Annotated in this window: 10 protein-coding genes; 6 read left to right on the top strand and 4 right to left on the bottom strand. The window is 45.5% G+C overall.

Going from position 1 to position 13,092, the window contains the following annotated elements; all coding sequences use genetic code 11:
- Position 1 precedes the first annotated feature (1 nt).
- The 3 genes from ZOBGAL_RS09910 (at position 2) to ZOBGAL_RS09900 (ending at position 6,247) form a co-directional block, all read left to right on the top strand.
- Positions 2–1,711 carry a DUF1501 domain-containing protein gene (locus tag ZOBGAL_RS09910; protein WP_013993457.1) on the top strand — a complete coding sequence of 570 codons (1,710 nt, stop codon included), beginning with the start codon at positions 2–4 and terminating at the stop codon, positions 1,709–1,711.
- A gap of 269 nt (positions 1,712–1,980) precedes the next feature.
- On the top strand, positions 1,981–4,059 hold the full coding sequence (gene metG, locus ZOBGAL_RS09905) for a methionine--tRNA ligase (RefSeq protein WP_013993455.1): 2,079 nt from the start codon (positions 1,981–1,983) through the stop codon (positions 4,057–4,059).
- A 64-nt stretch (positions 4,060–4,123) separates the two neighbouring features.
- A complete protein-coding gene (locus tag ZOBGAL_RS09900; RefSeq protein ID WP_013993454.1) occupies positions 4,124–6,247 on the top strand; it encodes a Tex family protein in 2,124 nt (707 codons plus the stop codon).
- 25 nt (positions 6,248–6,272) lie between these two features.
- Here the strand turns inward: ZOBGAL_RS09900 and ZOBGAL_RS23560 are convergent, their stop codons facing one another.
- The gene (locus ZOBGAL_RS23560; RefSeq protein WP_013993453.1) at positions 6,273–6,425 is read right to left on the bottom strand and encodes a hypothetical protein; all 153 of its coding nucleotides are present in this window, start codon (positions 6,423–6,425) and stop codon (positions 6,273–6,275) included.
- A gap of 86 nt (positions 6,426–6,511) precedes the next feature.
- Between ZOBGAL_RS23560 and ZOBGAL_RS09895 the strand changes: the two genes are divergently transcribed.
- The 3 genes from ZOBGAL_RS09895 to ZOBGAL_RS09885 all read left to right on the top strand — a co-directional run bounded on the left by ZOBGAL_RS09895 (position 6,512) and on the right by ZOBGAL_RS09885 (position 8,676).
- Positions 6,512–6,706 (top strand): hypothetical protein, encoded by a 195-nt coding sequence (locus tag ZOBGAL_RS09895; RefSeq protein ID WP_046287438.1) that lies wholly within the window; start codon positions 6,512–6,514, stop codon positions 6,704–6,706.
- 55 nt (positions 6,707–6,761) lie between these two features.
- On the top strand, positions 6,762–7,664 hold the full coding sequence (locus ZOBGAL_RS09890; protein WP_013993451.1) for a histone deacetylase family protein: 903 nt from the start codon (positions 6,762–6,764) through the stop codon (positions 7,662–7,664).
- Positions 7,665–7,842: 178 nt separating this feature from the next.
- A complete protein-coding gene (locus ZOBGAL_RS09885; RefSeq protein WP_013993450.1) occupies positions 7,843–8,676 on the top strand; it encodes a phosphatase PAP2 family protein in 834 nt (277 codons plus the stop codon).
- Positions 8,677–8,687: 11 nt separating this feature from the next.
- Here the strand turns inward: ZOBGAL_RS09885 and ZOBGAL_RS09880 are convergent, their stop codons facing one another.
- The 3 genes from ZOBGAL_RS09880 to ZOBGAL_RS09870 are packed head-to-tail and all read right to left on the bottom strand — an operon-like array spanning position 8,688 to position 12,721.
- On the bottom strand, positions 8,688–10,337 hold the full coding sequence (locus ZOBGAL_RS09880; RefSeq protein WP_013993449.1) for a solute:sodium symporter family transporter: 1,650 nt from the start codon (positions 10,335–10,337) through the stop codon (positions 8,688–8,690).
- A gap of 43 nt (positions 10,338–10,380) precedes the next feature.
- Complete coding sequence (locus ZOBGAL_RS09875; protein ID WP_013993448.1) at positions 10,381–10,941, bottom strand: sugar O-acetyltransferase; 561 nt, start codon at positions 10,939–10,941, stop codon at positions 10,381–10,383.
- Positions 10,942–10,948: 7 nt separating this feature from the next.
- Positions 10,949–12,721 (bottom strand): glycoside hydrolase family 36 protein, encoded by a 1,773-nt coding sequence (locus ZOBGAL_RS09870; RefSeq protein ID WP_013993447.1) that lies wholly within the window; start codon positions 12,719–12,721, stop codon positions 10,949–10,951.
- Positions 12,722–13,092 lie beyond the last annotated feature (371 nt).

Genomic DNA, 13,092 nt, shown 5'->3' with positions numbered 1-13,092 from the left:
TATGTGCGATACTCATCACAACGATCCCTATAAAGGCCTAGAACACGATGGCCACGATCAAGAACATAAAGCTTGGAGCAGACGCTCGTTTTTACAGGCCTTGGGCATTGCAGGTTCGGGCTCAATGATGCTAGGAAGCAGTATGCTTTCGGCTTCGGCTCCCTCTCCCCTGACAGCGGCTATTGCCGCGGCAGAAACAGACAAAATTCTCATTCTCATAAGGCTGGCCGGAGGGAATGACGGACTTAGTACGGTAATCCCCATGGAGCAGTACGAGTCGTATGCCAAAGCCCGCCCCAATATATACATCCCCGAGAGTAAGGTTTTAAAACTTACCGATGAATATGGTGTACCCTCTTATATGAAATCATTGGAACCCATGTGGGGCGACGGTAAATTTAAGGCGGTTCACGGCGTAGGCTATGAAAACCAAAGCCTCTCGCATTTTACGGGCTCCGATATTTTTGCCAATACCGACTTGACCACTACAGGTTTTAGCGGACTCAACACGGGTTGGATGGGACGACATTTTGAAAACACCTATCCCGATTATTTAATTTCCCCACCACCAGCACCGGCCGCGATTCAAATCGGACAGTTCGGGAGTTTGGTCTTTCAAGGGGAAGAAACCAATTATGCCTTTGTAACCTCAAACGTAAATCAGCTTGAAGAAATCGCCGAATCGGGCGTACGATATGGGCTTGACGATAGCCTCTACAACGATTGTATGTATGGCGACCAACTTAAATTCTTAAGAGGGGTGGCCAATACCACATATGAATATTCGGGAGTCATCCACGAGGCCTGGTCAAGGGGTAAGAACGATGTTGAATACCAAGAAAACAGCTTTGCCAAACAATTGGCCCTCTTGGCCCGATTGATAAAAGGGAATTTGGGAACAAAGGTCTATATGATTTCCATGAGCGGTTTCGACACCCACGGAAACCAACCGCTGACCCACGAGCGCCTAATGAGCAATCTCTCTATAGCCGTTGACAACTTCTATGAAGATTTAGGCTATACCGAACAAGACAACAATGTTCTTAGTATGACCTTCTCCGAGTTCGGAAGGCGTATCTTCGAGAATGGATCTAAGGGCACCGACCACGGTAAGGCAGCACCTAGCCTGTTCTTCGGACCAGGTTTGCAAGGTAGCGCCTTTGTAGGCGAACACCCGACCCTCGACAATCCTGACGGCAGGGGGAACCTTGAGTATACCATGGACTTTAGGGACTTATACGCTACGGTCTTGGCCGAATGGCTCTGTGTACCCATACCCTTGGTAGAACAACATTTATTGGGCCATACCTATGCCCCTGTAAACCTTGGCTTCAATTGTAGTGGAACGGACTTTCCCGACATTGTCTATAGCGACGGCGAACCGACCATACCGACCACACCCGATGGTGTAGCCGATAAGCCGGTGATACCGAATGCCGAACAATTGAATGCCATTGTCCACAAACCGTTTTATCCTACGGCGAATTCACCACATATTTATTTGGAAATGCCCGTTACGGCCCATGTAGATATTCAGCTGTTCAACATTATAGGACAAAAAGTGGGCACAATCAGCAATGCCATCATGTCCGAAGGTGTGAACGAAATCAATATTAAGGAAAGAATTCCCGGGAATTTGGCCGCCGGTAAGTATATTTATCGCATTCAGGTGCAACAGCACAAGATGAGCAAATCGGTCATGGTAGCATAAATCGCCCCCAAATCACTCTATATATAAAACCTTCGTTATGGGCCTTCCATAACGAAGGTTTGTTTTTTATAGGCGAATAACAACGCCCGGGCCACAGCCCATTTCACAACGATTACTTTCCGCTCTAAATCCATATCCCTTCCCCCAACCTCAAGACCCGCTCCCTTTCACCAAAAATCCCTTCATTTCAACTTTCCACAAAAACCTCGATACATCAACTTGTGTAATGCTAGGCAAAATCAGTACTTTTGCACCCTAATTCGAAATCAATGGCCGAAAAGCTAACACATCCAGAGAGATATACCATTACCGCCGCATTGCCTTACACCAACGGCCCCATACATATTGGCCATTTGGCAGGCGTTTATGTACCCGCAGATATTTATGCACGCTATTTACGCCTCAACGGTAACGACGTTGCCTTCGTATGCGGAAGTGACGAACATGGTGTGGCCATCTCGATGAAAGCAAAAAAAGAAGGGATTACACCTAAGGAGGTCATTGATAAATACGACGGTATCATTCGCAAATCATTCCAAGAGTTCGGTATTACCTTTGACAACTACTCACGTACTTCAAGGGAAATCCACCACAAAACGGCTTCCGATTTTTTTGTAAAGCTTTACGAACAGGGTGATTTTATAGAAGAAACCACCGCACAGTTATACGACGAAGAGGCCAAACAATTTTTGGCCGACCGCTTTGTAGTGGGCACTTGTCCCAAATGTGGACATGAAGAAGCCTATGGCGATCAATGTGAAAATTGCGGTTCTACCCTGAACGCGACCGACCTTATCAATCCGAAATCTACAATTACCGGTACGGTGCCGACGACCAAAGAAACCAAGCATTGGTTCTTGCCCTTGGACCGATACGAAGATTTCTTAAAGGAATGGATTCTGGTCGGGCACAAATCCGATTGGAAACCCAACGTCTACGGCCAATGCAAAAGCTGGATCGATGACGGACTAAAACCCCGTGCGGTAACCCGTGATTTAGATTGGGGCATTCCCGTACCTGTAGAAGGAGGCGAAGGCAAGGTACTCTACGTATGGTTCGATGCGCCTATCGGCTATATTTCGTCTACCAAAGAATGGGCAGAACGTGAAGGCAAGGACTGGGAACCCTACTGGAAAGACGAAAACACCAAATTGGTCCACTTTATAGGAAAAGACAACATAGTCTTTCACTGTATCATCTTCCCTGCCATTTTAAAGGCACACGGCGATTATATTTTACCGGAAAACGTACCGGCCAACGAATTCTTGAACTTGGAAGGAAACAAACTCTCCACTTCAAAGAATTGGGCGGTATGGCTGCATGAATATTTAGAGGAATTTCCAGATATGCAAGATGTGCTTCGGTACACCTTAACGGCCAACGCACCCGAAACCAAGGACAATGATTTTACTTGGAAGGATTTTCAAGCGAGAAACAATAACGAATTGGTGGCCATACTCGGTAACTTTATAAACCGCGTAGTGGTATTGACCAATAAGTATTACGAGGGCATTGTCCCTACTCCTTCGGAGTTCTCACAAGTTGACAAGGAAACCCTAGAACAACTTCGGAAGTTTCCGGAAATCATTTCAAGTTCCATAGAGCGCTACCGTTTTAGGGAAGCCGGCCAAGAATTGATGAATTTAGCCCGTTTAGGGAACAAATACTTGGCCGACGAAGAACCATGGAAGGTCATTAAACAAGATGAAGAGCGTGTAAAGACCATTATGTTCGTCGCGCTTCAGATTGCCACGGGTCTATCCGTATTAAGTGAACCGTTTTTACCTTTTACCTCGGAAAAACTTAAAAATATATTGGCCATTAATTCGGAGGAAGCCGTTTCCTCTTGGGCAGAAGTTTCAACCAAAGAAACATTACTTCCTGCCGATCATAAAATCAACAAGGCCGAGCTACTTTTTAGAAAAATAGAAGACAGCGAAATACAAGCTCAGCTAGACAAACTGGAAGCCACCAAAAAGGCTAACGAAAACGAGAACAAAGAACTTATGCCACAAAAAGACACGATTACCTTTGACGATTTTACCAAATTGGATATGCGTGTAGGGACCATTGTCGAAGCCGAAAAAATGCCCAAGGCCAAAAAATTGTTGGTTCTGAAGGTTGATACCGGACTTGACACCCGAACCATTGTATCGGGTATTGCAGAGAGTTTTACCCCTGAGGAAATCGTAGGCAAAAAAGTAACGGTTCTGATCAACTTGGCCCCACGCGCATTGCGTGGCGTTGAAAGCGAAGGAATGATTTTGATGACGGAAAATGCAGACGGAAAGCTGGTGTTCGTAAATCCTGACGAAGATGGTGTAGGTAACGGCGAAGGCATAAGCTAGCCCGTCGACACCTAAAGGTTTTATATTGGTATCAGCTATTTTCAACGGTCGTTAAAAAAGTCCTATGCAACTCATTCCCTTTCTCTCCAAACACACCCAACTCCCTCAAAAGAGTATTGAGAATACCGTGGAACTTCTGAACGAAGATTGTACCGTACCCTTTATCTCTCGCTATCGAAAAGAACGAACGGGCAATCTAGACGAGGTACAGATTGGGGCCATAGTACAGTTCAAGGCACAGTTCGAGGCTCTTGAAAAGCGAAAAACGGCAGTCATAAAGGCTATTGAAGAGCAAAATGCCCTGACCGACGAACTTCGCCTCAAGATAGAACAGACCGACGAACTCGTTACGCTTGAAGACCTATACCTCCCGTTCAAGAAGAAACGAAAGACCAAGGCGGAAACCGCCCGGAAAAACGGACTAGAACCCCTTGCTAAAATCATTATGGCCCAAAACCATAACGATATTGAATCGGCAGCCCTACAATATACCAACAATGAAGTCGCCGATGCGGACGAAGCCCTTGAAGGGGCCCGGCATATCATTTCCGAGTGGATCAACGAACGTATCTCGGTAAGAAACCAAGTGCGTAATCAATTGGAACGCAGTGCCCTGATCGTCACAAAGGTTATCTCTACCAAAAAAGACGAAGAAAAAGCACAAAAGTTCCGCGATTACTTTGATTGGAGCGAAGCTTTAAAACGTTGTCCCTCACACCGGTTATTGGCCATTTTACGTGCCGAAAACGAGGGTTTTATCCGCGTTAAGATAGAAATCGACTCCGACGAAATGCTTCGGCGTATCGAAGATCGCATCATAAAATCCAATAATTCGTGTACGCCCCAAATACAACTGGCCATTGCCGATGCGTACAAACGCCTACTTTTTCCCTCCTTGTCGAATGAAATCCTCAAAAACGCCAAGGAAAAGGCAGACGACGACGCCATCAAGGTATTCAGCAAGAACCTAAAACAATTATTGCTCGGGGCTCCCCTAGGGGAAAAACGCATCCTGGCAATAGACCCCGGCTTCCGAACCGGCTGTAAGATCGTATGTTTGAGCGCCCAGGGAGAGCTCGAACACAATGAGACCATCTATCCGCATCCGCCTCAGAACAAGAGTTCAGAGGCCATAAAAAAAATCAGTTCGCTTTGCGATGCCTACAAAATAGAGGCCATTGCCATTGGCAACGGAACGGCTTCAAGGGAGACCGAACACTTGGTTAAGCGCATCCATTTCAAAAACCCTATGGAGGTTTTTATAGTGAGCGAAGCCGGAGCTTCAATTTATTCCGCCTCAAAAATCGCCCGTGACGAATTCCCTAATTACGATGTTACCGTTAGGGGTGCCATTTCCATAGGAAGGCGACTCGCCGACCCCTTGGCAGAACTGGTGAAAATAGACCCCAAATCTATCGGTGTCGGACAGTACCAGCACGATGTAGACCAAGGAAAACTTCAGACCTCATTGGATAGCGTAGTGGAAAGCTGCGTAAATTCGGTTGGGGTAAACATCAATACGGCCAGTGTACCCTTATTGAGCTACGTATCCGGTATCGGGCCGAAACTCGCGGAAAACATTGTCGCCTATCGCAATGAAAACGGAGCGTTCAAAAGTAGGACCGACATTAAAAAAGTAGCCCGGCTCGGCGGAAAGGCTTTTGAACAAGGAGCTGCCTTCCTGCGGATAAAAGATGCCAAAAACCCCTTAGATGACTCTGCCGTTCACCCCGAGAGCTATACCATTGTCCAAAAAATCGCAAAGGACCAAGGCATACCCGTCACCGAATTGATAGGAAACAGCAAGGCCCTAAAGAGTGTGGACCTACAAGCGTATTGTACCGAAACTATCGGCTTACCTACGTTAAAGGATATTGTAGAAGAACTTGAAAAACCCGGCCTTGACCGTCGTGAAAAAGCGAAGGTTTTTACTTTTGACCAAAATATAAAAACGATATCCGATTTGAGGGAAGGCCAGTTGTTGCCCGGCATTGTCAACAACATTACCAATTTCGGGTGTTTTGTCGACATAGGAATCAAGGAAAGTGGTCTTATCCACGTATCGAACCTATCGGATACTTTTGTTAAAGACGTAAATGCACATGTGAGCCTGCACGAGCAGATTATAGTAAAAGTACTGCAAGTGGATGTGCCCCGAAAACGCATTCAGCTAAAGCTGCACAAATAAGTAAGCACCATGCTATCTTGACATATCACGCATCATAGCCCCTGTTACTTTTTATCTTTTTGATGATGGAGGCTTCTTCTAGGTTTCCATTGCCAAAAAAGCGAAGAATACCCCGTATTTCAAGGAAAGAAACAAAGCCATATACCTTGCCTTTTCGTTTATAAAATACCGTTACCATACAAGCGCTTCAAAAAATTAACACCTTAACCTTATTTAGATTTATTTAAAATAAGTACTTTTGGACTTCTATTTAGAATCAGTATTGTGTCAAAAAAGAAAAAATCCTCCAAAAAGAAGGATAAAAAAATAAAGAAAGCCGTCCTGCTACAGCAGAAGGTTGAAAAGGCGTTGGCCAGTGACGCCAAGCTCAAGAGCAAGTGCTGTAAAAAATATAAAAAGGGCGAAAACAAAAGGTGCGGACGCTGCCCTTGTTTCGACCTTATGAAAAAAGTGGCCTAACCTCCTTCCCATCCGTTTGCCCTTTATTGATTGCATATAGCCCTATATTTGCAGCATGCTCAAGATTGCCTATCACCCCATTTACAAGCACTCCTTACCCGAAGGGCACCGATTTCCGATGCTTAAGTATGAATTATTGCCCAAACAACTCTTGCACGAGGGCACCTGTACCGCCGAAAACTTCTTTGAACCCGAAATACCGAACGACAAATACATTGTTGCCGTTCACGAGCCCGAGTATTTCTACGATCTCTTGAACTTAAAGATTTCCTCTCGTGATGCAAGAAAAATTGGCTTCCCCCTAACCGAAGACCTTATTGAACGGGAGCGCATCATAGCCGATGGCACCATCCAAGCCTGCCGCTTCGCCATTGAAAACGGCATCGCCATGAATATTGCCGGCGGCACCCACCATGCCTATACCGACCATGGTGAAGCCTTCTGTATGCTGAACGACCAAGCTATCGGGGCCCGATACCTACAGGCGCATCAATTGGCAAAGAAAATCTTGATCGTAGACCTAGACGTCCATCAAGGCAACGGTACGGCAGAAATTTTCGGGAACGACACCTCGGTATTTACGTTTTCAATGCATGGGGCCAGCAACTATCCTTTTAAAAAAGAGCGTTCCGACCTAGACATCCCCCTAGCTAAATACACGGACGACACTACCTACCTATCCCTACTCAAGCAAACCTTGCCCCGATTGATCAGTGAGGAAAAACCCGATTTTATTTTTTATCTCGCCGGGGTAGATATTATCGGTTCGGACAAACTCGGCACCCTAGCCCTTAGTATAGACGGCTGTAAAGAGCGCGATGCCTTTGTACTAGAAACCTGCCATCGATTGCAAATACCCGTTCAATGCAGTATGGGAGGCGGCTACTCCCCAGCCATAAAAACCATTGTAGAGGCACATGCCAACACTTATAGGCTGGCCCAACAAATCTACTTTTAACCTCCCTCCTTTCGCCAATTCACCGGGCCATCTCGAGCTTACTATTCATTTATTTTGTAATTTAATGGGAATCCCCCCCTTAAACCCCATATAAATACACCCCACCTAGCTGGCCGTGTCCATTTTTTTTAAGTAAAACATAGACACTTTACAGAATAGATTTAGTTTTGCCTGTATTATGAAAAAAACCATAGCCCTACTGTTCACCATCTTTACGCTTGGTGTATATGCCCAAGACTCGATCGTATCGGTTCCCGAAAAACGTTGGGACATGTTCAAGTACGATATCGGAAATATGTTCAAAGGTGTAGCTTACTCCTATTCTAGACCATTTCAGTGGAAGGGCCAACAATGGGCACAATTTGGGGGGGTACTCGCAGGTACCGGAGCGGTATATCTTGCCGACGAAGAAACGTCGGAGTTTTTTAAAAGACAAAGGGAAGGGGTACCTAACGTTTTCCGCGAATACGGCGAACTCTATGGAAGCCCCGAAAACAATTACCTGGCAACTTCAGGTGTGTATTTGGTAGGCTTGATTACCAAGAACGAAAAACTTCGTCGTACGGGAGTTCTATTGATATCGTCGGCTACCTCTGCAGGATTTTTGCAGCAAGTTTTAAAATCTGCCGTAGGTCGGGCACGGCCGGTGGCAGAAAGGGGGAAGGATACTTTTGACCCCTTCAATCCGCATAGGAACTACAATTCTTTTCCATCGGGACATGCCTTATTGGCCTTTACTAACGCCTATGCCATCGGTAAACAGTTCAAAAGTCCCTGGGTCAAGGCAGGGGTATATACCTTAGGCGCCATCCCCGGCATTTCACGTATTTGGGACGGTCAACACTGGTTGAGCGATTTTGTATTTGCCGTAGCCATCAGTGTGGCCACGGTAGAATCCATTGATCGCTATCTCGACCGAAAATACGATGAGAAATACAATGACCGATCCAAAAAAATGAGCTGGAACCTCAACTTCGGTCCCGGAACCTTGGGTGTGGTCCTTCAGTTTTAGACGGTAGCCCGTTAAAATATCAGATAGGTACTCAACACTAAAGCCGTAATAACGGCCCCTGCTATAAAGGCATATTTCCAAGGCTCTACACTAACCGCATCGGTTGTCATCGGTTGATAATCCGTATCTCTGGGATAGAGTTTCCCAATAAACAACATAATCGCGATATTGAGCACGAACAAAATAGCCATGACGTGTAAAAAATGCGGGTAGGCTTCGGCCTGGATCACACTCAACGCCTTGGCGTCGCTTATGCCGTTTTGTGCCGCTTCGGCCAGCGCCTTATCCACAAAATAGGGCTTGACCAAAAACTGACTGATCGAATAGAGGACCACTCCCGAAATTACCCCGACCTTGGCAGCAATGGCCGGCACCCGTTTAGTAAAAAAGCCTATTACGATAACCGTTAAAATAGGAATACTATAACAACCATTGGCCTCTTGCAACCACGCGAAAAGCCCCTGTGGCGCATTGGCGATCAGAGGAGCGACAAACATTCCCAAAATACCAAGAACAAGTCCGAACATCTTCCCCGCTTTTACGGTTTCAAGCTCGGTCGCACCCTTCTTGAAATACTGCCGATAAAGGTCGAATCCGAATAAGGTGGCACTACTGTTCAACAGACTGTTGAAGGAACTCAGTATGGCCCCAAAAAGTACAGCGGCAAAAAGGCCGGTAAATGTTGCGGGAAGTACGGTAGCCACCAATTTCGGGTAAGCTTGGTCGGGGTTATCAAGATTGCCCTCGAAAATATGCCAGGCGATGATACCGGGCAATACCACGATAATGGGAATCAAAAACTTGACCAAGGCGGCAAGTATCACCCCTTTTTGGCCTTCCTTAAGGTTTTTTGCCCCAAATACACGTTGTAAAATCACTTGGTTGGTACCCCAATAGAACATCTGTACCAGCATCATTCCCGTAAAAATGGTGCCGAACGGTATGGATGCATCAACATCACCCTTTACATTGAACTTTTCCGGATGGCTTTCCCAAAGCAGGCTTATTCCATCGGAAATACTTCCATCCCCAATGGCCAACAATCCAAAAACCGGAATAAGGAGTCCCCCGATCAAAAGTCCGATCGAGTTGATAAGATCGGAGACCGCCACAGCCTTCAATCCGCCAAAAATGGCATATATGATACCGATAATTCCAATACTCCAAACACAGAGCCACAAAGTAGCCGTATCCGAAAGTCCTAAAAGGGTCGGCAAATCGAACATGGTGCTAAAGGCCAAAGATCCGGAATACAGTACGGAAGGAATGACCACAATAACGTAACCCGATAAAAATAAGGCCGTGAGAATAGCTTTTGTACCGTGGTCGAACCGATCTTCCACAAATTGGGGAATGGTCGTTATACCGCCTCGCATGTACCTGGGAAGCAGGAAAACCGCAGTAATGATCATGGCAATAGCGGCCAGTGTCTCCCAAGCCATAACCAATACCCCCTCGGTAAAGGCCTGTCCGTTCAGCCCCACGATCTGCTCGGCGGAAAGGTTGGTCAAAAGCAAGGAACCCGCAATGGTTATCGCCCCTAAGCTTCTTCCCGCCAAAAAATAACCGTCGGCGGATTTTTCATTGGTACTTCTGGTAGCGTACCAAGCGATTACCGCCACTAAGAGCGTAAACCCCACAAAAGAAATAATTGAAAGCATATCTTTGGTCTTTTAGTTGGTATTGGGCCTATGTAGGCGGGAACTATGGGTTGTCTATATTCTTTAATACGCGACACGGGTTGCCAACGGCCACCACATTCTCGGGGATATCTTTTACCACCACACTTCCGGAACCGATGACACTGTTGTTTCCTATGGTAACCCCAGGATTGACAATTACCCCTCCACCGATCCAAACGTTATCCCCTATCCGTATCGGTTTTGCGAATTCAATTCCAGAGTTACGGGCTTCAAACTCCAATGGGTGTGTAGCCGTAAGCAACTTTACCCCCGGGGCCATCATTACGTTCTTACCGATGTACACCGGTGCAGCGTCCAAAATAATACAATCAAAATTGGCATATGCGTTCTCGCCCCAATAAATATTGAAACCATAATCGCAGGTAAAGCGGTTTTCGATATAGAAATTCTTTCCGGTCTCGGCAAATAGCTCTTTAAAAAAGTGCTTGCGCTGCCGTTCTTTGTCCATGGGGATGGCCGCTATTTCCTGCATCAACTTTCGGGCCCGCAACCTGGCCCTTACCAACTCTTTATCACTTGGATCATAGGCTTGCCCGCTGATCATTTTCTCTTTTTCGGTCATGTGAACTCTACTCTATTTTCTCGGCCCTTATGATTCCGCATTCGGGAACCTCCACCTCTATTACCCCTTTCGAAAATACTACATTCTCCTCCCTTATCAAATTTCCTTGACAATCATAGACTTTACAGGCATAAGCCCCCAAATCATTTAAAATTCGAACGACTACTTGGGTGGCTATTTGAGCATTCAAGATATCTATGTGCGTATAAGCCCCATCGAGCTCTACTACCCAAGCATCATAAACCCCAATAATGAGGTGTCCGTTCTTAGATACCCGTTGGGTGGGGTAATTGGCCAACGGTTTAGAAGGAAGGAAATATCCGTTCATAAGCACATCGGCATTTTCGTTCCAGTACTTCGTATAAAAGCCGATCATGTTTACGTATGCTTCGGGTGTCTCACTCAACATAACGGAAAGTTGGGGCACCCCAAAAAGCGTATTGATGACTTGAAGAGCCGCAATTTCCAAGGGTTCGTCCGCATGCCAGGTAACCATATCGGAGTGTACCGCAGTATTTCCGGCAAGCATACGAATATCCGCAATTCGCAATCGGTTCATGGTAGCATCTCCCGGACAGTCGAAGGCCCTGAACATATTACCGTATTTACGCATCGCAGGTCCCGTATACTTCTGTCTGAACTCAATAAAGATTTCGGGGTTAATTTTTGTCAAGGCGTCTTTCACATCTGTCAACAAGCGATCAACAGCCCCATTTATCGACGCATAATCCGCATCTGGCCCCAATTTAGTCGGGGTATCTTTATAAAACCTAAAGTCGTCGATAAAATCAAGCTTGAAGCCGTCGAGGCTCCAATCTCGCGCGGCATTGGTATAAATATCGATAAGGTATTGCCTAACATCGGGATAACGTGGATCAAAAACAGGAGCCCATCTATGGTCTTCGGTCAGGAATTTCCCTTTAAAACGTTTGTAGGCCTTTGATTTTTCACCACAGAAGGGAACGGAGTACCAAAGAGCGATTTTCATACCGGTTTCATGTACACTTTTTACGAATTCCGCCATTTCAGGAATACGGTCTGGCTGCCAATCCCCCGTAAAATCATAGCCTCGGTTCGAATCGAAGGTTTGCCAACCGTCATCAATGATGATAGCTTTGTAGCCCAGATTTTTTGCCAATCGACATTCTTTCAAAAGCAAGGGTACATCGAGGTTCTGATGAAACTGGTACCAGGTAGAGTACAATGGCGTTTTAGCGATATCAGGTACATAGGCCGGCTTCAATTGCTCAAAGCTTTCCCACCACGAAGCCACCGCCCGAAGGCTATCGGAAAAATGCCAGTCTTGATAATCCAATCGCAATTGCACCTTAAAATTTTTAAGGGGATAATGTTGTTCCGTAAAAAAGGTAACGTGGCAATAAAAACAATTGTCCTCTTCACGTAAACGGGCATTCATTTCCAATTTATTGATGGCATTGGAGCAAGCGAAGGTCAAGACATTGCCATCGCTATTCCCAAATAGGGAAATTACGGGCGAATCGATAGAAATCCGCGACTCCATATTGTCAAGTTCCCAATCGGCTTGAATACGTTTATTGAAATCCGTGGTGGGTTTCCAAACGCCCTTTACGTTGATGGCCGGAACCTTCCATTGCAAGGTTATAGGTTTGGGCACCTCTTCGACATCATTGTTGACTTCAAAATCGTATAACGTTACCCCTTCATCCCCATATACCTTATTCAGGGTGGTACGGAAATTTTGTTTTTCCCCGATAATGATTATTTCCGGAAAGCTTGTAATGGTAGTGTTTGCAATCATCTCAATTATATGGCCAGTGATTAATTAATGGTTCGCTATCGTAAAATCCCTCCCAAAAAAGAGGAAATTCCCCTTTCATGGAATGTTTAAGTAAAACTCGTAGAAAAGACATCCCATATGTATTCTATACTATGATATTCTATGCTACTTTTCAAATATACAGTGTATCCTATTGACCACAAAACAAAATTGTGTCAATTATGCACTAATGAGCCTATTACCCTAAAAAACGCCTCAACCTCAGGGGCAAATCTCATCCTAATCTTCAGATTTTACTCCTTAAAACGACAAATAAAGAGGAATAAAAGTTTTGAAATATAGCTATTTTCCTAATTCTATATAGGAATAATCTTCATATGACACAAATACAA

The sequence above is a fragment of the Zobellia galactanivorans genome, from assembly GCF_000973105.1.
Taxonomy (GTDB): Bacteria; Bacteroidota; Bacteroidia; order Flavobacteriales; family Flavobacteriaceae; genus Zobellia; species Zobellia galactanivorans.
The sequence above is the reverse complement of the archived record's forward strand: the minus strand, read 5'-3'. Positions and strand labels throughout refer to the sequence as shown.